Annotated in this window: 20 protein-coding genes; 17 read left to right on the top strand and 3 right to left on the bottom strand. The window is 30.3% G+C overall.

Annotation, left to right across the window (positions count from 1 at the left end; genetic code table 11):
* The first annotated feature begins 12 nt into the window (after positions 1 to 12).
* From J3359_RS17475 to scpA, 13 genes are all read left to right on the top strand, one after another.
* Positions 13 to 603, top strand: coding sequence for an RNA polymerase sigma factor (locus J3359_RS17475; RefSeq protein ID WP_208078415.1), 591 nt, complete (start codon positions 13 to 15; stop codon positions 601 to 603).
* A 275-nt stretch (positions 604 to 878) separates the two neighbouring features.
* Positions 879 to 1472, top strand: coding sequence for a sigma-70 family RNA polymerase sigma factor (locus J3359_RS17470; RefSeq protein WP_208078414.1), 594 nt, complete (start codon positions 879 to 881; stop codon positions 1470 to 1472).
* Between the two features lie 33 nt (positions 1473 to 1505).
* Positions 1506 to 2684, top strand: coding sequence for a FecR family protein (locus J3359_RS17465; protein ID WP_208078413.1), 1179 nt, complete (start codon positions 1506 to 1508; stop codon positions 2682 to 2684).
* 161 nt (positions 2685 to 2845) lie between these two features.
* Positions 2846 to 6274 carry a SusC/RagA family TonB-linked outer membrane protein gene (locus J3359_RS17460; protein WP_208078412.1) on the top strand — a complete coding sequence of 1143 codons (3429 nt, stop codon included), beginning with the start codon at positions 2846 to 2848 and terminating at the stop codon, positions 6272 to 6274.
* A 21-nt stretch (positions 6275 to 6295) separates the two neighbouring features.
* Positions 6296 to 7684 carry a RagB/SusD family nutrient uptake outer membrane protein gene (locus J3359_RS17455; protein WP_208078410.1) on the top strand — a complete coding sequence of 463 codons (1389 nt, stop codon included), beginning with the start codon at positions 6296 to 6298 and terminating at the stop codon, positions 7682 to 7684.
* Position 7685: 1 nt separating this feature from the next.
* Entirely contained in the window at positions 7686 to 8627 is a 942-nt protein-coding gene (locus tag J3359_RS17450; protein WP_208078408.1) for a glycerophosphodiester phosphodiesterase family protein, read from the top strand.
* A 16-nt stretch (positions 8628 to 8643) separates the two neighbouring features.
* Positions 8644 to 9555 carry a glycerophosphodiester phosphodiesterase family protein gene (locus J3359_RS17445; RefSeq protein ID WP_208078407.1) on the top strand — a complete coding sequence of 304 codons (912 nt, stop codon included), beginning with the start codon at positions 8644 to 8646 and terminating at the stop codon, positions 9553 to 9555.
* A gap of 234 nt (positions 9556 to 9789) precedes the next feature.
* Positions 9790 to 9969 (top strand): hypothetical protein, encoded by a 180-nt coding sequence (locus J3359_RS17440; protein ID WP_208078406.1) that lies wholly within the window; start codon positions 9790 to 9792, stop codon positions 9967 to 9969.
* Between the two features lie 70 nt (positions 9970 to 10039).
* Positions 10040 to 10645 (top strand): uridine kinase, encoded by a 606-nt coding sequence (gene udk / locus J3359_RS17435; protein ID WP_208078405.1) that lies wholly within the window; start codon positions 10040 to 10042, stop codon positions 10643 to 10645.
* Positions 10646 to 10649: 4 nt separating this feature from the next.
* A complete protein-coding gene (locus tag J3359_RS17430; protein WP_208078404.1) occupies positions 10650 to 10967 on the top strand; it encodes an FtsB family cell division protein in 318 nt (105 codons plus the stop codon).
* Positions 10967 to 12322: a methylmalonyl-CoA mutase subunit beta gene (locus J3359_RS17425; protein ID WP_208078403.1), complete on the top strand. Its 1356-nt coding sequence runs from the start codon at positions 10967 to 10969 to the stop codon at positions 12320 to 12322. The genes J3359_RS17430 and J3359_RS17425 overlap by 1 nt, the downstream gene beginning before the upstream one ends.
* 22 nt (positions 12323 to 12344) lie before the next feature.
* On the top strand, positions 12345 to 12662 hold the full coding sequence (locus J3359_RS17420; protein ID WP_208078402.1) for a hypothetical protein: 318 nt from the start codon (positions 12345 to 12347) through the stop codon (positions 12660 to 12662).
* Positions 12659 to 14722, top strand: coding sequence for a methylmalonyl-CoA mutase (gene scpA, locus J3359_RS17415; protein WP_208078401.1), 2064 nt, complete (start codon positions 12659 to 12661; stop codon positions 14720 to 14722). Before J3359_RS17420 ends, scpA begins: the two co-directional genes overlap by 4 nt.
* 104 nt (positions 14723 to 14826) lie before the next feature.
* Here the strand turns inward: scpA and J3359_RS17410 are convergent, their stop codons facing one another.
* On the bottom strand, positions 14827 to 15153 hold the full coding sequence (locus J3359_RS17410; RefSeq protein WP_243765952.1) for a hypothetical protein: 327 nt from the start codon (positions 15151 to 15153) through the stop codon (positions 14827 to 14829).
* A gap of 182 nt (positions 15154 to 15335) precedes the next feature.
* On the opposite strand from J3359_RS17410, the gene J3359_RS17405 reads away from it, so the two are divergent.
* The 3 genes from J3359_RS17405 to J3359_RS17395 all read left to right on the top strand — a co-directional run bounded on the left by J3359_RS17405 (position 15336) and on the right by J3359_RS17395 (position 19501).
* The gene (locus tag J3359_RS17405) at positions 15336 to 16856 is read left to right on the top strand and encodes a GH3 family acyl-acid amido synthetase (protein WP_208078400.1); all 1521 of its coding nucleotides are present in this window, start codon (positions 15336 to 15338) and stop codon (positions 16854 to 16856) included.
* A 265-nt stretch (positions 16857 to 17121) separates the two neighbouring features.
* Positions 17122 to 18390, top strand: coding sequence for a putative DNA modification/repair radical SAM protein (locus J3359_RS17400; RefSeq protein WP_208078399.1), 1269 nt, complete (start codon positions 17122 to 17124; stop codon positions 18388 to 18390).
* A gap of 334 nt (positions 18391 to 18724) precedes the next feature.
* The gene (locus J3359_RS17395; RefSeq protein WP_208078398.1) at positions 18725 to 19501 is read left to right on the top strand and encodes a TIGR03915 family putative DNA repair protein; all 777 of its coding nucleotides are present in this window, start codon (positions 18725 to 18727) and stop codon (positions 19499 to 19501) included.
* Here the strand turns inward: J3359_RS17395 and J3359_RS17390 are convergent.
* Both J3359_RS17390 and J3359_RS17385 read right to left on the bottom strand, forming a co-directional pair.
* Positions 19498 to 21225, bottom strand: a complete 1728-nt coding sequence (locus tag J3359_RS17390; RefSeq protein WP_208078396.1) for an FAD/NAD(P)-binding protein — start codon at positions 21223 to 21225, stop codon at positions 19498 to 19500. The two genes, J3359_RS17395 and J3359_RS17390, sit on opposite strands and share 4 nt — an antisense overlap.
* On the bottom strand, positions 21222 to 21785 hold the full coding sequence (locus J3359_RS17385) for a hypothetical protein (RefSeq protein WP_208078395.1): 564 nt from the start codon (positions 21783 to 21785) through the stop codon (positions 21222 to 21224). Before J3359_RS17385 ends, J3359_RS17390 begins: the two co-directional genes overlap by 4 nt.
* A gap of 111 nt (positions 21786 to 21896) precedes the next feature.
* On the opposite strand from J3359_RS17385, the gene J3359_RS17380 reads away from it, so the two are divergent.
* Positions 21897 to 25043 (top strand): cytochrome c biogenesis protein CcsA, encoded by a 3147-nt coding sequence (locus tag J3359_RS17380; RefSeq protein ID WP_208078394.1) that lies wholly within the window; start codon positions 21897 to 21899, stop codon positions 25041 to 25043.
* The last annotated feature ends 4 nt before the right edge of the window (positions 25044 to 25047 follow it).

Below are 25047 nucleotides of genomic sequence, written 5' to 3'. Positions count from 1 at the left end.
AAATTTCACAAAATGAAAGTCAATTTTTCAAATGATATCGATTTAATAAGTTCCTTAAAAAAAGGAGAAGAAATAGGATATGCTTATTTGGTTACATCATACCATAAAAAACTTTGTGTTTATGCTTGTAGTTTAAACAATAATCCTGACTTAGCTGAAGATATTGTTCAAAATGTTTTTGTAAGTATTTGGAAAAATAGACATAAACTGAAAGATAATTTTGTTGTGAAAAGTTATTTATACAAATCTGTTTACAACGAATTTATCAATCAATACAGAAAAAATAAAAAGGTTAGTACTCTTGAAAAAAAATATATTGATGCTCTTTCTTGTATTGTTGAAGAATATGATGATAAACCTCTAGCAAAACAAATTAATATTGTAAAAAAAGAAATAGATAATTTACCTCATAAATGTAAGCAAACATTTTTATTAAGTAAAAAAGAAGGACTTACCAATATTGAAATTGCAGAATATTTAAATATTTCAATAAAATCGGTAGAAGCGCATATAACAAAAGCCTTTAAAATTTTAAGAAAAACTCTTGGAACTAAAATTGAAAGCATCTTATTTTTAATGTTAGGTAAGCTGTACCAGAAGTAAACAAACAATTAAATATCAGTTAATTATTTTTGTAAAAAATGGAAAAACAGTTTATAATTTAGATACTATTATAGCTTACTACCAACTTAATAATATTGCAAAAAATAGTATTTTCTATTAAAATATTACGATAAAAACTACAATTCATTTTTTAACAACTTTACTATACTTTAAAAAATAGTTTACCTAATCTTAATACACCAATTGTAAGTTTATGTAATTATTTTATTGTAATTTGTAGCACTATAATTACTAATTTAATATCTTAATTTTTCTTGGTAGCAACAAAAAGTATACATATTAAAGAGAATTTTAAACAAATTTTCGATGATAATTACGAAGCATTAGTTCTTTATGCAACAAGATTTTTACCTCTAAAAGAAACTAGCGAAGATTTAGTACAAGATATCTTTGCCGATTTATGGAATAAAGAACAAACCTTCCCAGACAATATATCTCTTAAGTCTTACTTGTACAAAGTAACTCGTAATAAATGTTACAATGTAATTAAACATTATAAAGTAAAAGACAAACATTCTTTAAATACAATTAAGACACTACATGACGATAATTTGTTTTTTAAACACATATTAGAAGAAGAAATTGTAAAACAATTATATCAGGCAATAGAAACTTTATCCGACCGTAAGAAAGAAATTATAAAACTTAGCTTAAAAGGTATAAAAAATAATGAAATTTCAGAAAATTTAGGCATTAAACTACAAACCGTAAAAACCCTTAAATCTCAAGCCTACAAGACTTTAAGAGAACAGTTTAGAGAACTGGAAAACACTATTTACTTCTTATTATTTGGCAATAAACTAATTAGTTCTTCAAAAAAAAACACATTTCTAATAGTACCATTTTAAAACTTTGTTGTTCTATATAAAACAACAAGTAGTATGAAAGATATTTTAAAAATATCGAATCTTATAATTAAGAAGAAGCTGAAAATATTAACGGCTCAAGAAAGAATAGCCTTAAAAGAGCTGTATAAAGAATATCCATCTTCAAAAAAAATAGATTTTGAAAAAGTGGCAGATAGACTTTCCAAATACGAAACCATTAATAAAGAACAAGCTTGGGAAAATATCATTCTAAAAAGAGAAAAAATCCAAAAAAAGACCAGGACAAACAAACCTCTGTTTAAAAAAAATTGGTTTAAATACGCTATTGCAGCAATGTTTGTGGGAGTTTTAGCTACGAGTTATTTTTATAAAAACAGTTCGTTTAATAACGTTACAGAGAAACATATTTCTAAAAAAGTTGATACAATCATTATTCCTGGTAGCAATAAAGCCACACTAACTTTGGCAAATGGAACTTCTATCCTGTTAGAAAAAGGAGCCTCTTTTTCAACAAAAAATGCAAATAGTAATGGCGAAAAATTATTTTATAAAAATAAGAAACAAAAAGTTACAAAAATTGCATACAACTATTTAACAATTCCTAGAGGTGGAGAATTTTTTCTAAAATTATCTGACGACACCAAAGTATGGTTAAACTCCGAAACACAATTAAAATACCCAGTTACATTTATAGAAGAAAAAACACGAAAAGTTGAATTAATATATGGTGAAGCCTATTTTGTTGTTTCACCAAGTACACAACACAAAGGTGCAAAATTTAAGGTAATTAATAGCGCACAAGAAATAGATGTTTTAGGAACGGAATTTAATATAAAAGCCTATAAAGATGAAACAAATATTTACACCACTTTAGTAGAAGGTAAAGTTTTAATAAATATAAATGATAGAAAACAACAATTAATTCCAAAACAACAATTAAACTACAATCTTACAACAAACACCCTAACCACGCAAAAAGTAGATGTTTACAACGAAATTTCGTGGAAAGATGGCTTGTTTAGCTTTGATAATAAATCCTTGAAAGAAATGATGAAAGTACTATCTCGTTGGTATGATGTAGATATTATAATAAAAAATAAAAAAATAGAAAATGAAGAATTCATTGGAGTTTTAAGAAAACAACAACAAATTGAAGACATCCTAAACAGTATTAAAAATTTCGGAACAATTAAAAACTTTAAAATAATAGATAAAAAAATAATTTTAGAATAAAAAAAAGGAACGAAGTATAAACATTTCGAGGTGTCAACAACTTCATTCCCAGTAATCACGTATCAATTAAAAATAAATATTTAACTAACACATGCAAACTTATGAAATTTAGTCCTATTAATTTTAGTTTCTTATGTAGGAAACAATTATTCAAAGTAATTATGAAAACCTTTATCTTTTTAATGTGCACAACCGTTTTTAGTTTCAACGTTAAAAACACAATTGCACAAAACAAGGTTTATATCGAAAGTGATAAAGAAATAACTATCGACCAAGTATTTAAAATCATAAAAACACAAAGTGATTTTAATTTTGTATATCCTAAAAATTTATTCAAAAAAACACCTAAAGTTAGAGTAAAAAAAGGAGAAATTGAAATAACTGAACTCTTAAAAAATAGCCTTTCTAATAAGAATGTTACTTTCGAAATAATAAAAAACCATACCATAATAATCAAAAGAAAACCTATTGATAAAATAAGAGAAAAGATACAGCAAATTATTACTGGGTTGGTTACTGATGATGTAGATAATCCTTTACCTGGTGCCAGTATACACATAAAAGGAACCTCAAAAGGTACTGAAAGTGATTTTGACGGAAATTTTTCTATAGAAGTAGCTAATGATAATGCTATGCTTGTTATTTCTTATATTGGATATACTACAAAAGAAGTGGCCATTAAAGATAAAAAACAAATTGTAGTAAAGCTAAAAGAAGATGCTGGTCAACTAGAAGAAGTTGTTGTAATTGGTTATGGAAAACAGTCTAAAGCTAAGGTTATTGGAGCTGTTAGCAAAATTGATGCAAAGCAATTAAATAAAGTGGCTTCTGTATCTTTAGACCAACAATTAGCTGGTAAAATATCTGGAGTAGTTGTAAACCAAAGCAATGGGCAACCTGGTGCATCTTCAAATATTTCCATTAGAGGCGTTGGAACGTTAACAGCGGGTACAAATCCACTAATTGTGGTCGATGGTTTTCCCCTATCTGAAGGTAGTTCTTTAAACTCTATCAACACAAACGATATTGAAAATATTAGTATTTTAAAAGATGCTGCTTCTGCTGCTATTTATGGTTCTAGAGCAGCAAACGGAGTTGTTTTGGTAACCACTAAAAAGGGCAAAAGTAATCAAGAAACTAAAATTACTTTAGATACTTACGTTGGTTTTCAACAACAAAGTTCTGGTGTAGAATTAGTAGACGCCTACCAACATGCACAATTTTTAAAAGAAGCTAGAGATTGGGGCTATGTCTCTAAAGACCCTAGCAATAGAAGTGCTTCTGACCCAAATAGTGTAAGAGTTACCAAAAAACTGAATGGTAGAAATATCGATGGTCGTGAATTAAATTTAGATTTTCTACAACCTTATTTAAATAGACAAACAGGTTTAACAAATACAAATTGGATGGATGTCGCCTTTAGAACTGCTCCCATGTACAATTACAACCTTGCTGCATCTGGAGGTAACAAAAAAACAAATTATTACGCTTCTTTAGGATATTTTAATCAAGAAGGTGTTGTAATTGGAACCGATTTAAAACGTTATTCTGCTTCGTTTAATTTAAGCTCTAAGATTAATAATAAAATTAAATTTGGTATTCTATTAAACCCAAGTTTTACCATACTAAATTCCAAAAACCAAGGAAGTAGAAGTTCTGGTGCTTTAGGTTTACTTCCATTAAGTTTTCCTTATTACAGTCCTTATAAAACAGACGGAAGTCTAAATATTAGTGAACAGGTTATTAGCGAACAAAGAGAGTTAGAAGGCGTTCGTATTAATGGTACTCCTGTAGAAAATTTACTTGCAACCTCAACAAAGGTAATAGACCATAAAAAAAGGTTTAGAGTTTTTGGAAACATGTTTGTAGAAGCAAAAATTTTAAATAATTTAACTTATAAATTACTTTTAGGTGGAGATTACGATGCCTATAATAAAAATTATTACTATCCTTCTGATGTTGGTTCTTACAGAAGACCTGCTCCAAGAAACGATGCAAATGGGCAAGAAACAAAGCAATTTCGTTATAATTATTTAGTAGAAAACACACTAAATTATAGTTTAGAAATCAACAACCATAGTTTTGATATTTTAGCAGGACATACATTTCAAAAAGAGTTTAACAATTTTACAAAAGTAACAGGAACAGGCTATCCAGATGATAACATTCAAAACATTGCTGGTGCTAGTGCGTATTCTGCAGATTACAACTCTTCTATTTGGACACTAGAATCTTATTTAGCGAGAATTCAATACGATTATCAAACAAAATACTTAATAAGTGCAGCAATTAGAACAGATGGCTCTTCAAGGTTTGGTGTAAATAATCGTTGGGGAAGTTTTCCCTCTTTATCTGCTGGTTGGATTTTTACAAAAGAGTCTTTTTTCCCAGAAAACGACATTCTAAACTTTGGAAAACTTTCTGCAAGTTGGGGTAAAACAGGAAATAATCAAATAGGAAACTATGGTTCGCAAGCCTTAATTACAGACTCTAATTATATTCTTAATGATGCTTTAGCTCCTGGATTTATTACCACATCTTCTCCCAACCCAAATTTAGGCTGGGAAGTGGCTTCTTCTCTAAATATTGGTTTAGATTTTCGTTTATTTAATAAACTAAATATAAGTACTGCATATTACAAAACCAACACAACAGATTTGTTACTAAACTTACCGGTACCACAACAAACGGGTTACAATACAGTGTTAGCAAACATTGGTGAGATGGAAAACAAGGGTTTTGAAATAGACCTTTCTGCCAATAATTTAAAGTTAGGTGCATTAAACATTGGTTTTAATGCAAATATTACTACCTATAAAAATAAGGTGTTGGCTTTAGGCCCAGACCAAGAGGAAATACGTACTGGTAGAGATGAAAATTTTGTAACTAAAATCGGTCAATCTATCGCAGAAATATATGGTTATGAAATTGAAGGTGTTTATAAAACACAAAAAGAAATAGACAATTCACCTCATCTTAGTGGAACGTTAACAGGAGACTATAAAGTAAAAGATATTAATAAAGATGGTAAGATAAACACAAGCGACAAAGTTTCTAAAGGTTCTTTTTTACCTGATTTTACCTATGGTTTTGGTGCAAATGTAGCTTATAACAACTTTAATTTTAGTTTCGATTTTACAGGCGTTGCTGGTAGAACTTTAATGGACGGAGATATGGCTTCGTTAACAGAAGCTGGAGAAGGGTTTTCTGTACCAACAACTTATTATTTTGAAAACAGATACCACCCAACCAACAATCCAAACGGATTTTTAGGGCAACCAAACTTTGGAAACTTTTCTAACTCGAGAAAGCAACTAAGAAGTTCTTCTGTGGTAGAAAAAAATAATGGCGATTATTTAAGACTTAGAAACATTCGCTTAGCTTACAATTTTTCTCCTTCAGTTTTAAAAGCTATAAAAGTATCTAGTTTTCAACTATATCTTTCTGCAAATAATGTTTTTACGCTCACAAAATATAGAGGTTGGAACCCAGATGGAACCAGTTCTAACGTACTAACTTCTGGTTATAATACAGGTGCAAACTATCCAATTGCTCGTACTTTTTTAATAGGTGCAAGAATTCAACTTTAAAAACTAAAAAAATACAATATTATGAAACGTATTATAGTAATTTTAATAACAATCGCTTTAACCACTATTTCTTGTCAAAACGAATTGTTACAAGAACCTATTTCCAATAAAGTATCTGGTAAATTTTACACCAATGAAAAAGAATTAGAAGAAGCTGTAAATGCAGTATATGCAACCCTACAATTTACAGGAAATTTTAATACAGCAATTCCTGCAATGGGAGAAATTCCAGGAGAAGATGCTTACGATGCAACACCTGCAAACGATGGTGGTGTTTATGGGCAATTAGACGATTATAATGTAATTCCTCAAAATAGCTTAATAGGTACTATTTGGCAAGATGGATATAAAGGCATTCAAAGAGCCAATATTGTTATTAATAGAATTGAAAATATTACATACGAAAATAACGACACCAAAAAAGCCAGAATTGGAGAAATGAAATTCATTAGGGCTTTATACTACTTTAATTTAGTAAGAATTTTTGGTGATGTTCCTTTAATTATTAATGAAGTTGAAAATCCACAAGATTTTTTCGACCAAAAAAGAGCGTCAACCACTGAAGTTTACGCACAAATTAAAACAGATTTAGAGGACGCAATTTCTAAATTACCAACTCGTAATGCCAGTAACAAAGGTAGAGTCGTAAAATCTGCTGCATATACTTTATTAGGCAAAGTATCTTTAACCTTAAAAGAATATGCAGAAGCAAAAACACAGCTATTAAAAGTCGTAGATACACAAATTTTTAAATTAATAGATTCAGATAAAGTTTTTGCAATTGATAATGAATTAAATGAAGAAATTATTTTTGCTGTACAATATGCTTCAGGCATTAATACAAATAAAGAAGGTTCAGATGCCTACAGAATGTTTAACCCAACAAGTAGAGTTGTAAATTCCTTAAGAGGTGCCAAAGGACATGGCGTTTTAAAAGAATCTTTTTACAATTTATATACAGCCACAGATACTCGTAAAGACGTATATGTAGGTAAACTTCCTAGTGGTGAAGCTTTTAATAACAAAATTACAGCACCAACCACAGTAATAAATGATGCTGGTAGCGATTGGGTTGTTTTAAGATATGCAGATGTAATACTAATGCTAGCTGAAATAGAAAATGAATTAAACAACCAAAACCAAGCAATTTTCTATATAAATGAAATTAGAAAAAGAGCTCAGTTAACACCATATATTGGTACAACTGATAAAAATGCTGTTTTTAATGAAATCGATTTACAAAGAAGATTAGAATTGGTTTGGGAGGGGCATCGTTGGTTCGACTTATTACGTCAAGAAAGAGCACAATCAGTTCTTGGAATTACAGATTCTAATAGTTTATTAATGCCAATTCCTGCAAGCCAAATTGCGGCTAGTACAGGTTTAGTTCAAAACCCAGGGTATAATTAAGATGAAAAAAACACACTTATTATATAGTTTTCTATTTCTTCTTTCTTTAATGAGTTGTAAAGAGACAACCTCTAAAGAAGAACCTAAAATTATAACAAAAAAAGTAGTTACAATTAACAATTTAATTAAGAATTTAAAAGATTCTAAAAATGAAGACGTAATTGTAGTTGCTCACAGAGGAGATTGGAGAAATGCACCAGAAAATTCGATACAAGCCATAAAAAATTGTATAAAAATGGGTGTAGATATGGTAGAAATAGATGTGCAAGAAACCAAAGATGGGCAACTCGTTTTAATGCACGACAAAACAATTAACAGAACCACAACTGGTAAAGGAAAAGTAACTGAACTAACTTGGGAATATTTACAAACTTTACAACTTTTAGACGGAATTGGTCATGAAACTCCACACAAAATTCCAACACTACAAGAAGCTTTAAAAGTTTGTAAAGGTAAAATTTTAGTAAACTTAGATAAAAGCTATAAAATTTTTGATAAGTGTTTCGAAATCGCAAAAAAAACAGGAACATTAGCTCAAATTATTATCAAAGGAAACAAAACAAAGGCAGAAGTAGAAAGTGAGTTTGGTAACTATTTAAACAACATTAATTTTATGCCTATTGTTCGTTTAAACAACCCAAATTCAAAAAAAATTGTAACCGATTATTTGAAGGATAAAAACAACATTCCTGTGGCGTTCGAATTTACTGTACCACAAGATACGATAGCATTAATTAAAGAGTTTAAAAACATCCGAGAACAAGGAGCTAGTATTTGGGTAAATTCTCTTTGGCCAAAACATAATGGAGGTCATGATGATGAAAAAGCTGCCCTAAACCCAAAAGTTTATGATTGGTATTTAAACAACCATATAGATATTATACAAACAGATAGACCTGCCTTACTACTTTCTTATTTAAGGGAAAAAGGTAAACATCAATAATTAAAAAACATACATAATGAAAAAAATTATAATACTATTATTCTTTTTTGCGAGCTCTTTTTATGCGCAAGAAACTAAGACAGAAACAAGAGCTACTACAATTTTGAAACATTTAAAAAACCCTTCAAAAGATTACATTTTAGCTGTTTCACATCGTGGCGATTGGCGTTACGCACCAGAAAATAGCTTACCAGCCATACAACGTTGTATAGATTTAGGGGTAGATATTGTAGAAATAGATGTTCGTCTTACAAAAGATGGGCACATGATTTTAATGCACGACAAAACTGTAGATAGAACTACCAATGGAAAAGGAAAAGTAAGTAATTTTACACTGGCAGAAATTAAACAATTACGTTTAAAAAACGCATGTGGTGTAAAAGGTTCCATACACCAAGTACCTACTTTAAAAGAAGTTATGGAGCTAGCGAAAGATAAAATTTTAATAAATTTAGATAAAGTTGAAGGCGAAACCGTAAAAGAAGCCTACGAAATCTTAAAAGAAACTGGCACCATAAAACAAGCCATTTTCAAAGGTCGTAAAACAGCAAAATATATGCTCGATAAATATGGAGATTTAATGAGAGAAATTATTTATATGCCTATTTTAATAGACAATGTTACAGATGCCAAAAAATATGTAGAAGAATATAGCAACACTATTTCACCTTTTGCTTACGAAGTTACATTTCCCTCCACAGACTCTAATAACTTTAAACAAATTAAATATTTAAATGCAAAAAACATTACAGTTCTTACCATTCCACTTTGGGACGATTTAACAGCAGGTCATGCAGACGAAAAAGTAATTACAGAAGGTCCAGATGCAGTTTGGGGATGGTTAATTAATAACGGAACCAATGCAATTATGACAGACAGAACTGCCATGTTAATGGAGTATTTAAGAAGTAAAAATCTGCATGATTAAACGTTTAAAAATTTTAGCAATTATTTAAACTCGTCTTAAAAGGCATCGTATTAATTTAATATGATGCCTTTTTTATTGTGCTAAAAAAATAAAAGCCATTTAAATAATTAATTTACAATGTTTTTTTAGTTTTTTTTTTTGATAAAATACGTATTATAAAATAAGAAATGTTTCGTAATTATTAGGTTACAAACTTAGAAAAAGAAGAATTAGAAGATATTATTAACAACATAAATGAAGTTGCAAAAGGTGTTAAAAAACACAAAAGTAGTAATGCAACTTGCCAACGATTATAATGTAAATACGCCAATTACAAGAGATGTTTACAAAGCTTTATACGAAGAGAATACCGCTTTCGATGCTTTTAAAGAACCCATAACTCACAAAGTTGGTTCCGAAAAAGAATTAGGATAACCACAAAATTTAGATATTTGTAATATCTTTACTTTTTAAAGTTGAGTTTTTATTAAAATTGTAATTTTTTATGCTAATTATTGGAATTGCTGGTGGAACAGGAAGTGGAAAAACAACTGTTGTAAATCAAATTATTAAACAATTACCTACAGACGAAGTTTGTGTAATTTCACAAGATTCTTATTATAATGCCACTGATAATATGGTGTACGAAGAACGTGCGAAAATTAATTTCGACCATCCAAGAGCCATTGACTTCGATTTAATTATTAAACATTTAAAAGCGTTAAAACTTGGTAAAACAATAAACCAACCAGTATATTCTTTTGTAACGCATAATAGAACCAAAGATGTTGTAAAAACACACCCAAGAAAAGTGGTAATTGTTGAAGGAATTCTTATTTTAAATAATAAAGAATTACGAGATTTATTTGATATTAAAATTTTCGTTCATGCAGAAACAGACGAGCGTTTAATAAGAAGATTAAAAAGAGATATTTCTGAAAGAGGTAGAGATTTAGATGAAGTTTTAAATCGTTACCAAACAACTTTAAAACCTATGCATCAGCAATTTATAGAACCTACAAAAAACTTTGCAGACCTTATAATACCTTACGACAAATACAACACTGTTGCCATAGATATCGTTAGAACAGTAATTAACGAACGATTATAACAAGATGATTTTAAAGAATTTAAAAGAAAATAAAGCCGTAAAAATTCTAACAAATATTTTTGTTTTAATTTTAATTCCGTTTATAATATGGATGCTTTTTTTTGATGACAATTCTTATTTAGTACATCGTAAATTTAATAACGAAATAGAAGATTTAGAAAACACCATCTCATTTTATAAAACAAAAATAAAGGAAGACAAAGCCACCATAAAAAAACTAGAAGATTCTTTACAATTAGAGCGTTTTGCAAGAGAAAAATACCTAATGAAAAAAGAAAATGAAGATATTTATATTATTGAATTCGATACCATAAAAAAATAATGAACACATTTCTATTTGATGATTTTAACGGAACTTCGCCAGTTGCTTGGAAACAAAAAATTCAGGTAGACTTAAAAGGTGCAGATTATAACGAAACATTATTGTGGAAAACTAATGATGGTCTTACTGTAAAACCTTTCTATACAAAAGAAGATAGAAACAACACAGCAATTAACTTACCAAAAACCGGCTTTAAAACTTGCCAAACAATCTTTATTGAAGACGAAAAAACTGCAAATACCTTTGCATTAGATGCTTTAAAAAGAGGAGCAACTGCGCTTCAATTTGTGGCAAATTATAAATTCAATTTTAAAGTATTATTGAAAGACATTCAACTTAAAGAAATTGTAGTTTATTTTAAATTTAGTTTTTTAAATGATTTTTTCATTAAAGAAATATCCGAATTTGTAAATAGTAAAACTTGTTATTTTCAATTAGATATTCTTGGACATTTTGCAGAAAGTGGTAATTGGTTTGTTAACTTAAAAGAAGATTACAAAAAGTCAAAAAATATTATAACATCTACAGAAAATTCAATTTCTGTTTCTGGAGATTTATATCAAAATTCGGGTGCAAACAACATCCAACAATTGGCTTATACTTTAGCACATGCGAACGAATATTTAAACCATTTTGGAGCTTCGATTGCTTCCAAAATTCATTTTCAGTTTTCTGTAGGTGGAAATTATTTTCATGAAATTGCTAAATTAAGAGCATTTCGTTTGCTTTGGTCTGCGCTTTTAAATGAATATAATGTTAAAGAAAAAAAGGAAATACACTTATTTGTGCAACCTTCTTTACGCAACAAAACATTGTACGATTATAATGTAAATATGTTGCGAACAACATCCGAATGTATGAGTGCAATTTTAGGTGGCGCAAATACGATTTCCAACATTTCTTATGATGCAATTTATGCAAAGAAAAATGAATTTGGAGAAAGAATTGGTAGAAATCAATTATTAATTTTACAAGAAGAAAGCGGATTTAAAAATGCCCAAAACTTTGCAGATGGAGCTTATTACATAGAATCTTTAACCCTGCAAATGGCAGAAAAAGCACTTGTTATTTTTAAACAAATAGAAAAAGGTGGTGGTTTTCTAAAACAGTTAAAAGAAGGGAATATTCAAAAAAAGATAAAACAAAGCGCTTTAAAAGAAGAAACACAGTTTGCCAAAAACGAACTTGTTCTATTAGGCACAAATTTACAAGCAAACAAACAAGATATTATGAAAGGAAATATAGAAATAGATTCTTTTGTAAAACAAAGAAATATTAAAACACTAATTCCTCCATTAATTAGAAAACGAATTTCGGAAAATCATGAAAAACAAAGATTGAAAAACGAAAAGTAGTTCTCATTAATTATTAATGAAAATGAAAGAAAAAGAAGAAATTTTATTACAACAAAAAAAACAAGTACAACTAAAAAAAGAAATTAAAAAGATAAAAAAAACAATGCCCATCTATTTAACGGGGTTTGTTTTTGCAATGTTTTTAATCGTATTTTTTCTGGAAGATAAAATGTATATCCATTTTAAAGGAGCTATAAATTTTATCTTAGCAGGAATATTACTTACAATAATAATCGGAATTTTATTCTATTATTATTGCCAGCGAAAAATCAGGGCAAAAGAAAAATTATCTAAAGCAATTGGTGTAAAATTATACAGCTTAATGAAGCTTGAAAAATGAGAAGAAAATCAGTACAAAATATTACCCTTAAAAAAGGAACTTCTAAACCTTCAAAATCTTTTAATCACGAAGATTTTGTGGCAGGAATTGCCCCGAATTTGCGTGGACCTTATTCAACAATGTATGTGAGAAGACCTTGGACAATAAGACAATATGCAGGTTTTTCAACAGCAGAAGAAAGCAATGCTTTTTACCGAAGAAATTTAGATGCAGGACAAAAAGGGCTCTCTGTTGCTTTTGATTTGGCAACTCACAGAGGTTACGATTCTAACCACGAACGCGTACAAGGAGATGTTGGTAAAGCTGGAGTCGCCATAGATTCTGTGGAAGACATGAAGGTATTATTCGACCAAATTCCGTTAGATAAAATGTCTGTTTCTATGACTATGAATGGCGCTGTTTTACCCATTTTAGCTTTTTATATTGTTGCTGCAGAAGAACAAGGAGTTTCGCCAGAATTATTATCAGGTACCATACAAAACGATATTTTAAAAGAATTTATGGTGCGTAATACGTACATCTATCCTCCTGCTCCATCCATGAGAATTATTGCAGATATTTTCGAATATACCAGCAAAAAAATGCCGAAATTTAATTCGATTTCTATTTCTGGGTATCACATGCAAGAAGCTGGTGCCACTGCAGAAATTGAATTGGCATATACACTTGCAGACGGATTAGAATACATTAAAAAAGGAATTGAAGCAGGAATGGATATCGATTCTTTTGCCCCAAGATTATCATTTTTCTGGGCAATTGGTATGGATCATTTTACAGAAATCGCAAAATTAAGAGCTGCTAGAATGTTGTGGGCTAAAATTGTGAAAGAATTCAACCCCAAAAACCCAAAATCTTTAGCTCTAAGAACCCATTGCCAAACAAGTGGCTGGAGTTTAACAGAACAAGATCCGTTTAACAATGTTGCTAGAACCACCATTGAAGCCATGGCTGCTGCCTTTGGTGGCACACAAAGTTTACACACAAATGCATTGGACGAAGCCATTGCATTGCCCACAGATTTCTCTGCAAGAATCGCAAGAAATACACAAATATATTTACAGCAAGAAACACATATTACAAAAACAGTAGATCCTTGGGCTGGAAGTTATTATGTAGAAGAATTAACAGAGAAAATAGCCAATAAAGCTTGGGAATTAATGGAAGAAGTTGCAGAATTGGGTGGCATGACAAAAGCCATCGAAAAGGGAATTCCGAAAATGAGAATCGAGGAAGCAGCTGCAAAAAAACAAGCAAAAATAGATAGTGCACAAGATGTAATTGTTGGCGTAAATAAATATCAATTAGAAAAAGAAGATCCTTTACATATTTTAGAAGTTGATAATGAAGCCGTTCGAAATTCTCAAATAGAACGTTTAGAAAAATTAAAATCCGAAAGAAATACTACCGAAGTTAAAAAATCTTTAGTAGCTTTAACGGAAGCTGCAAAAAATAAAGATAAAAATTTATTAGGTTTGGCTGTAAATGCTGCAAGAAACAGAGCAACTTTAGGTGAAATTTCTGATGCTTTAGAAGCAGTTTTTGGCAGGCACAAAGCAGTTCACAAAACCATATCTGGTGTGTATAGTAAAGAAATAAAAGAAGACAAACTCTTTAAAAAAGCAAAAGATTTAGCCGATAAATTTGCCAAATTAGAAGGAAGACGTCCAAGAATTATGATTGCCAAATTAGGGCAAGATGGCCATGACAGAGGTGCAAAAGTAGTTGCAACTGGTTATGCAGATTTAGGTTTCGATGTAGATATTGGTCCACTTTTTCAAACTCCACAAGAAGCTACAAAGCAAGCTGTAGAAAACGATGTACATATTTTAGGGATTTCTTCTTTGGCTGCCGGCCATAAAACTTTAGTGCCACAAGTTATTGCAGAACTTAAAAAATACGAACGCGAAGATATTATGGTAATTGTGGGTGGCGTAATTCCTGCACAAGATTATCAGTTTTTATTTGATGCTGGTGCTGTGGGTGTTTTTGGTCCTGGAACAAAAATCGCACAAGCCGCTATAGATTTAATTACTATTTTGATTGATAGTTTTGTTGAGTAGGTTGGTTTCTAAACTTAAAAAAATAACCTCACTAACTTCATTATAAAATGAATTAAAACTCGTCTTATCATTAGAATTAGCGAAACCACTTCAAAAAAACATCGTTACATAAAAATATTCTCATCTGTAGAAATGTTCTCATCAGGAATTTCTTTAAAAAATTCTGCGGTTTCTAAATCTGCAGTGGCTCCGTAAGAAGCAACTAAAGTTCCTTTAGTGTCTTTGGTTTCTATTACATATAAGATAGGCATATCATCAGGATTGCTCATGCCCTCGAATCTGTGTTCTGCAACAATTTTTACATCTTTTGGTGTATATTTTGTCTTTGCGTTGTTGGCAATCAGTTTATTCTCTGCAACTCTGTAACTTTCTGTATATCCTTTTTCTTCGTATTTTTTAATTAATTCTAATTCGTTTTTAGCATTTTCCATAATAATATTGGTTTTTATTTTTATCAAAATAACAAAAAAGTAGAGAGTTCTTTTATTGCAATCCATCTTAAAATTGACTCATTTAAGGAAGCCCTTAAATAACGATTCGAAGTAATTTTTAATTCTAATGAGTTCACATTGTTTTATTTTATTCTTCATCTTTGTAAAAAAAATTACAACCAATGGCAATATTAGGAAATCTTATAAAAGGCTTAATCGATTTAAAAGGCGTGTTTACAACTGAAGTAAACCATGTGGAAAATCAAGAAAAAGTACTTAAAAATTTACTTGAAAAAGCGAAAGATACACAATTTGGAGAAAAATATAATTTTGATGATATCTTAAACTCAGAAGATATTACAAAAGCATTTTCAGATACAATTCCATATTTCGATTATAATAGTATCGATAAAGAATGGTGGCATAAATTACACAAAGGAGAGGAAAATGTTACTTGGCCAGGAAACCCGTCTTATTTTGCATTGAGTTCTGGAACTACTGGGAAAAGCAGTAAAAGAATTCCTGTAACAAACGAAATGATTGATGCCATAAAAAGTGCTGGAATTAAACAAGTTACAGCTTTAAGTAATTTCGATTTACCTGCAGATTTTTTCGAAAAAGATATTATGATGCTGGGAAGTTCTACAGATTTACAAGAAAAAGACGACCATTTAGAAGGAGAAATCAGTGGAATTAGTGCCAGTAACATTCCATTTTGGTTTAAAGGATATTACAAACCAGGAGAAGAAATTGCCAAAATAGAAGATTGGGACGAGCGTGTACAGCATATTGCCGAAAACGCGAAAACTTGGGATATTGGCGCGTTAAGTGGAATTCCTGCTTGGATAGAATTAATGTTGCAGAAAGTAATTGAGCATCATAATTTGGAGAACATTCACGAAATTTGGCCTAACTTACAAGTGTATACTTCTGGAGGTGTTGCTTTTGGACCTTACGAAAAAAGTTTTAACGCACTTTTAGGAAAACCAATTACGGTTATAGATACCTATTTAGCGTCTGAAGGCTACATAGCCACACAAGTAAGACCTGAAACAGATGCCATGCAATTGAATACCGAAAACGGAATTTATTTCGAATTCGTTCCTATGAATCCAAATTATATAAATGCAGACGGGTCTCTTCACCAAGATGCGCCTACATTTACTTTAAAAGAAGTCGAAAAAAAGAAAGATTATATTTTAATTATTAGTACAGTTTCTGGTGCTTGGCGTTATTTAATTGGCGATACTATCGAATTTACAGATGTAGAAAAAGCCGAAATTAAAATTACAGGTCGTACAAAATTCTTTTTAAACACGGTTGGTTCGCAGTTATCTGTCAATAAAATGGACGATGCCATAAAAAGTTTAGAAGAAAAATTCGATACGTTAATTCCAGAATATACCATTTGCGCAAAACGTTTCGAAGATGGCGAATTTTATCATTCTTGGTATTTAGGAACCGATGTAAAGAAAAACAAAGAAGAAGTTGCAACAGCCTTAGATAATTTTCTAAAAGATGCTAATAAAAATTACAAAGTTGCCAGAAGCAAGGCTTTAAAAGGCGTAAAAGTCCAGCTGATTTCTACTGAAAAATTCCACGATTGGAGCGATAAAAACAAGAAAAAAGGTGGGCAAGTAAAAATGGAACGTGTTATGAAAGAAGATAAATTTGCAGAGTGGGAAAAATTTGTGAATAATTAATTTCATTTTAAATATTTTTATTTGGGCGTTTTAACGGGCTTTCCATTATATCTTTTTGCCAAAAAAGCCAAAAAGGATGTCATTTCAATCCCTAACGCGCTCACTCAGAACCATAAAACAACAATTTTTAAAATTAAAAAATATTGTTTTTCGGAAGTGTTAAATGTTATTTTTCAATCAAGAAATACTGTAATAATTTCGTAACTTACACTACTTTTTCTTCGAGAAAAACACCATCAAAAAAAACACGATACAACAACACTTTATGTCTTTCGACAGAACTTTAGAAAAGCTAAAAATATTGGCAGACGCTGCCAAGTACGATGTCTCTTGTTCCTCAAGTGGAAGTAATCGCGCAAATACCAATAAAGGTTTGGGAGATTCCACAGGAATGGGAATTTGCCATTCATATACAGAAGATGGCAGGTGTGTTTCATTACTAAAAATATTGTTGACGAACCATTGTATTTTCGATTGTGCTTATTGTGTAACCAGAAAAAGTAACGACGTAAAAAGAGCTGCTTTTAAAGTACAAGAAGTGGTAGATTTAACCATAAATTTTTACCGAAGAAATTATATTGAAGGCTTATTTTTAAGCTCTGGTATTTTTAAAAGTGCAGATTATACCATGGAACGCTTAGTAGCTGTTGCTAAAAAATTACGTTTAGAAGAAAATTTTAATGGATATATTCACTTAAAGTCTATTCCTGGAGCGTCAGACGAATTAATGAGAGAAGCTGGTTTGTATGCAGACAGGTTGAGTGTAAACATAGAAATTCCCACAAAAAGTGGATTAAAATTATTAGCACCAGACAAGAATTTCGACGATTTTATAAAACCTATGGACAAGGTTAAAAATGAAATAATTCAATATAAATCGGAAAAGAAAATTATAAAAAGTACGCCAAAATATGCTCCAGCTGGGCAAAGCACACAAATGATTGTAGGTGCAAGTGGCGAAAACGATTTTCAAATTTTAAAAACATCCGAACATTTTTATAAAACCTATAATTTAAAACGCGTCTATTTTTCGGGGTACGTTCCCATAAGTTACGACAGTCGTTTGCCAAAAATTGGTAGTGAAGTACCTATGTTGCGTGAGAACAGATTGTATCAATCAGATTGGTTAACGCGCTTTTATGGTTTTCAAACCAATGAAATTGTAAATCTAAATCACCAAAACTTAGATTTAGATATCGACCCAAAATTAAGTTGGGCATTAAGAAACTTGCATGAATTCCCTGTAGATGTAAACAAAGCAGATAAAAGAATGTTGGCAAGAATTCCTGGTGTTGGCATGAAATCTGTAAGTAAAATTTTAATGGCAAGAAAATACAGAAAACTCAATTGGGATCATTTAAAGAAAATAGGCATCGCATTTAACAGAGCACAATATTTTTTGGTTTGCGATAGTAAGTTATTTGAAAGAAGAGATTTATCCGCAGAAAAACTAAAAGCAACTATTTTAAAAAACTCTACCAGTAAATACGATAAATTGTTGAGTCCGCAATTGAATTTATTTGAGAGTAGTTAATCTTAAAAAGAACTTGTCATTTTGAGCAAAACAAAGTGAAGCCGAAAAATCTTAATATTATAAGCTGAAAATTTGAGATTTCTCCACAAGGTCGAAATGACATTCGTTTTTTTATTTAATTGTCATTTTGAGTGAAACGCAGTGGAATCGAAAAATCTTAATATTCTACCCTTAGAATTTGAGATTTCTCCACAAGGTCGAAATGACATTTGTTTTTTTATTAAATTGTCATTTAGAGTGAAACGCAGTGGAATCGAAAAATCTTAATATTCTAGCCTTAGAATTTGAGATTTCTCCACAAAGTCGAAATGACATAAATTAAATAAATATTTTAATGACAGGAAAAACACTAATTTATGACGGCTCTTTTGAAGGCTTTTTAAGCTGTGTTTTCTATGTTTTTGAATATAAATTAGCAGATGTTACTATTCAAAATGAATTTGTTGTTCAGAATGAGCTATTTTCAGAAAATGAAACCATTCTTACCAATAAAGAAAAAGCAGACAGAGTTTGGAAAGGTTTAAAGAAAAAGGCTTCCACAAATTCTTGCACTAAAATTTACTACGCTTTTTTAAGTGAGCAAGAAAATGTAGAAAATGTTCTATTAGATTACATTTCTTATATTTTTAAAAACTCTACAAAAGTAGATACCAATTTTACACAGCCAAGTGTTTTAAAAACGTCTCAAATTGCAAAAAACGTAAGCCGAGAAAAACACAGAATGGAAGCTTTTGTGCGTTTTAGATTAACAAAAGACGAGATTTATTTCGCCAGTATTTCTCCAGATTTTAATGTGTTACCTTTAATTTCTAAACATTTTAAACGCAGATATGCAGACCAAAAATGGGTTATTTACGATATTGTAAGACATTATGGGTTGTTTTATGACTTAAAAACAGTAGAAATTATAGATATGGAATTTCCTCCGGATTTCGATTTCTCAAAAACAAACGAAGATTATTTTGCAAAGGAAGAATTCGATTTTCAAAAATTATGGCAAAACTATTTTAAAAGCACCAATATTACTGAAAGAAAAAACATGAAGTTGCACGTTAGACACGTTCCCAAACGTTATTGGAAATATTTAAGTGAGAAGCAACCCGATTTTTAATTTTCAATTCTTTCTACACATCCTTTTGCCCAATCTTTAATTCTCGATCCAAAACATTCTAAAATTGCATCTACTCCAATAACACTTCCTTTTGCTAATCTTCCTAAAACCGCTAAAGGAATCTCTTTTTTATCAGCATTTATAATAGTTCCGTTTTTATTTGTATGCACTCCAAGTTTTGTATGTATTGGCTTTATTATCTCGTTTTTTAATAAATTTAGAATAATTGGGGCAGTAACATCTAATACTTTTGGCGCACTTAAAACACTATTTACAATTACATTTACAGTAATTTCTTTACCGTCTTTAGAAAATTTCCATCCTTTTTCATTATGTTCAATTTTTGGGTTATCAGCAAACGAAAAATCTACAACTTTTGCTTTATGTAACGCCAATAATTGTTGTAAACTTTCAATTGGAGGCCCATAAGAATACCTTTTTAATTGCTCGTCTAATTTTATAACTTCACCAATAATTTCTTCAGAGACATTCGCATGAGAAAATATTTTGTACAATGTTGGTTGGCAATGACGCACTACTTGCCCTACACAATAATCTAAAGAAACAGCTCTTTTTCCAATAGCCATTTCTACAAAAGAGGCAAGAATTGTTGCAATATCTTGGTTGGAATCTTCTATTAATTCATGTTTGTAAAAATTGTCTTCTAACCAATAAGTTATTATTTTCTTAACTTCTTTTTTATCAATTTTTAGAGGGATTCTATTTTCTAAATTTAGATAAACTTCTGCAGAAACTTGCGCAGTAACTTTCTTTAAAAACTCATTTCCTGTTGTTTCTTCTTTTCCGCTAGCTATATTTTTAATACTTTTCTTAAAAAGTTTCAATTGTTTTTTAGAGGGTTTAAAAATTGCATCCATTTTTGCATGAATTGGTTTTGGCGCCATTGGCAAACCATCTAAAGAATATGGAATAATTTTATAAGGAATTTCTTTGGAGGCTATAAATTCTAATTCAAATGTTTTTTTGTCTAAAATTTTAAAACTTCCTCCTTTTTCTATTGTTAAAGCTCTTACAGCATCTATCATACTTAAACCTAAACCTCTAATTGCTACGTTTGTATTTGGAGCAATTTTCTTAGATTTTATTATGGTTTCCAAAGGATATACTTGCGAAAAAGAAGTGTGTTTTTTGTCTAAAGATTGTATCTCGTAAGTTTCTACATCTTTATCAAATTTTGTAGTTTGATGCCCAATTGTTAATAAAACTTCATCAAAAAAAAATGTATTTTTTTCTAAATCTGTTAACGTAAACTTTTTAGAATCAAAATCGATGTTTACAATAACTGCGTTAGAAGTTTTTACCATTTTATGTTTTTCTAAAACAGCAATAATAGAATTTGCACGTTCTACCAAATACCTACCAACCTTATTTCTTGGCGGAAATTTATCTGGTGTTATTTTCGATAAAAATTTATCTTTTTTTGGCAACCATTTTTTATAAGAAGGAAATGCTGGTATCGTAAAATCTCCAAAATTTATTTCTTTTCTACCAGACAAACCTTTTAATGCTCTTTCAGAAATATTTATCCAATTTATATCTGGCTGTTTGGTATTCCATACTTTTCCAGCTCCTAAATCTTCCTCATTTTCGAATATAGAAATGCTTATATGTTGCACTTTTTTCTTTTTGGATAAATTTGCACACAAACACTCTAATGAATACAAACCTCTAGGTCCAAAACCTATAATTGCTAATTCTCTCATGTTTGTGCTAATAATTCGTCTCTTTCTTTAATCAATTCCATAATTTCTTCTGGCGATAAATAATATCTTTTAATTCTGTTTTTGTAAGTTTCAGGAATATCGGAATTATTCAAAATAAAATCTTTCGTTTTTAAAATGTATTCTTCCATATTGTGTTGCACTGCAAAGCTATCTGCGGCTCTTTCTGCTTCAATTATATGGTTATCGGACAATAAATATTTTATTCCAAACCAAATTAAGTTCAGCTTATTTCTATGTTGATAATCCATAATATGCCCCAATTCATGCCCAATCCAACCAATAAAAATATCTTTAGGAATATCTACTGTCGAGAATTCTCTTCCAGAAATTTTAAATTTTTCGCTAATTAAAATCAAGTATTTTCTATTTTTTTTTGATTTAAAAAAACTATCGAAAGTAGGTCTTGCCTGCATTGTAGATTTTTTAATATTTTTCTTAAACTTAAATTCTATATGTATATTCTTTAATTGCGGATAATGTTGTAATGCAAATTCTACTTCTTCTTTAATATTAAACGGTATTATATGTTTTTTAGACATTAATTATTTTGTTTTTTAACAATTTATATTCAATAAATATAGCGCATACAAATCGCTTATTTGTGCTTTTATGCTTAAATTTGTAACTCTTTTAAAAAGCACTTCAAAAGGATGAAAAATTTATTCAATTTCCTATACTCTACACGTTTAATGGCTGTTTTGTTTATCTTATTTGCAACAGCAATGGGCGTTGCCACTTTTATTGAAAATGATTTTGGCACACAAACCTCCAAAGCTCTTATTTACAACGCTTGGTGGTTCGAATTAATTATGGTTTTGTTCGTGATTAACTTTTTTGGAAATATTTTTAGATATCGTTTGTATAGAAAAGAAAAATGGGCTGTTTTAATGTTTCATGCTTCTTTTTTGTTAATTATAGTTGGTGCAGGAATTACACGTTACATTGGTTATGAGGGAATTATGCTAATTGAAGAAGGACAAACCACCAATAAATTTTTATCGGAAACTACTTACTTAAACGCTATTGTAGATGATGGAAATTTACAAAAACCAGAAATTAACGAACCCATAATGCTTTCTGCTTGGGGAAGCAATTCTTGGTCCTATTCAGATACTTTTAAAACTAAAGACAGTAATACCGATTTTTCTTTCGAATTGGTAGATTATATTCCTTGGGCAGAGAAAAAATTAGTAGAAGACGAAAATGGAGAAGAACATTTATTTTTTGTTGAATCTTCGGAAGGAACGCGTCACGAACATTGGATTAAAAAAGGAACTTTACAAAATATTCATGGAATTTTAGTCGGTTTTGAAGCAAATGAACAAAATGCATCCATCAACTTTACCAATAAAGATGGCGTTTTAAAAATGAAAGCAAAAGCAGATGGAGATTGGTTTCGAATGGCAGACCAAAAAAGAGGGAAAATTATAAAAGATTCTTTACAAGAGTTCCAATATTTAACATTACATAATATTGAAGATTTACAATTTGTTATTCCCAAACCTGCAGAAAAAGGAATTATGAAAACCGTTCGCGGTCCAAAAGACGATAAAAAACAAGATTTAATTATTGTAGATGTTACAGCCAATAACGAAACCAAAAGAGTAGAACTTACTGGAGGAAAATTTAATTCTGATGGTTCTAAAGAACTTTCTGTTGGGGGGTTAAACTTTAGAATGTTATATGGTTCTAAAATATTAGAAACCCCTTTTAGTATAAAACTAAATGATTTTCAACTAGAAAAATATCCTGGATCTGAAAGTGCAGCAGCGTATGCAAGTGAAGTTACTGTTATCGATACAGATGAAACGTTCGATTACCGAATTTTTATGAATCATATTTTAGACCACAAAGGCTATAAATTTTTCCAAGCGAGTTACGATTTGTCTGGTGAGAGAGAAGAAACGCACCTTTCTGTAAATCACGATTTCTTAGGAACTTTTGTTACCTATTTAGGATATTCCTTATTATATACTGGATTAATTTGCATTCTTTTTGCGAAAAATACACGTTTCGACGACTTGAAAAAAGGACTAACGAAGATTAGAAAGAAGAAATTAACGTTATCTATTTTTGCTGCTGTTTTACTAAGTACTTCTGGTTTCTCTCAACATGATAACCATAAAACAACCAAACTTTCGCCCCAACAAATAGATTCGATTTTAGAAGCAAACTTGGTAGATGCAAAGCACGCCGAAAGTTTTAATAAACTGGTAATACAAGATGCTGGTGGTAGAATGAAACCTGCACATACTTTTGCCTCGGAATTGGTTCGAAAAGTAAGCCATACAGATAAATTTAAAGATATGGAGCCAAGTCAGGTTTTATTATCTATTATAGAAAATCCGTATTTATGGTACGAAGTTCCTGTAATTTATTTAGAGAAAGGAAATAAAGAGATTAGAAAATTTATAGGGGTCGATGAAGATACTAAGTTTGCAAGTTTGTCGGACTTTATTGTTTCCAATACTGGCGAATATAAAATTAGAGAAAAAGTTGCAGAAGCTCAAAAGAAAAAGGTTAAAAATAAGTTTGAAAAAGATCTTATAAAAATTGATAGAAGAATTGGTTTATTATACAGTGCTATTGGTGGTGGAATTTTAAAAATTTACCCAATACCAAACGACGATAACAACAAATGGGTTTCTAGACCAGAAAGCTCTCAAGCAAACTTTAAAGGAACAGATTCTGTTTTTGTAAGACAATCTTTGCCAGTATATATTCAATTTTTACAAAAAGCGAAAAAGACAAACGATTATACTGAAGCAAATAAGATTTTAGATGGAATAAAGAAGTTTCAGAAAAAATTTGGGGCGGCAGTTTATCCTTCAGAAAGAAAAATAGATTTAGAGATTGGTTACAACAAAATTCAGCCTTTTCAAAAATTGGCAACCTATTATGGCTTTGTTAGTTTGTTTCTAATCATATTTGTAATTTGGCAAATTTTTAATTCTAAAAAATGGATCGACACTACTGTTAAAGTACTAACTGCCATAACAGTTGCTTTATTTATCTTCCACACATTAGGTTTAATTTCACGTTGGTATATTAGTGGAAATGCACCTTGGAGTAATGCCTATGAGTCGATTATATTTGTTGCGTGGGCAACTATGCTGTTTGGTCTTTTTATGGGAAGAAAATCTGCATTAACCATTACAGCAACTGCTTTTTTAGTGGCAATTACATTAGGGTTTGCACACCAAAACTGGATAGACCCTGAAATTGCAAACTTACAACCTGTTTTAAATTCTTGGTGGCTTTTAGTACATACGTCTATTATTGTAGCTAGTTATGGACCACTTTCTTTAGGGATGATTTTAGGTATTGTGGCACTTCTTTTAATGGTTTTTACCAATGAAAAGAACAAAAAGAAAATGGATTTAAACATAAAAGAACTTACCATAATTAACGAAATGGCAATTACTGTTGGTTTAATAATGTTAACCATTGGTAACTTTTTAGGTGGTATGTGGGCCAACGAAAGTTGGGGTCGTTATTGGGGTTGGGATCCCAAAGAAACCTGGGCACTAGTTTCTATTATGGTATATGCATTTGTTTTACACATGCGTTTAATACCAGGTTTACGTGGTAGATATACTTTTAATTTATGGTCTGTAATTGCATATGCTTCTATTATGATGACGTATTTTGGAGTAAACTTCTATTTATCTGGCTTACATTCTTATGCAAGTGGAGATCGAGTAATCACACCAAGTTCTGTTTATTACTCTGTAGGTTTTGTGGCAATTTTAGGAACTTTTGCTTGGTTTAAATACCGTAAATATTATAAAAAATAAATAT

The sequence above is a fragment of the Polaribacter cellanae genome, from assembly GCF_017569185.1.
Classification (GTDB): domain Bacteria; phylum Bacteroidota; class Bacteroidia; order Flavobacteriales; family Flavobacteriaceae; genus Polaribacter; species Polaribacter cellanae.
Note: the sequence above shows the minus strand (reverse complement) of the source record. Positions and strands in the feature narration are given on the sequence as shown.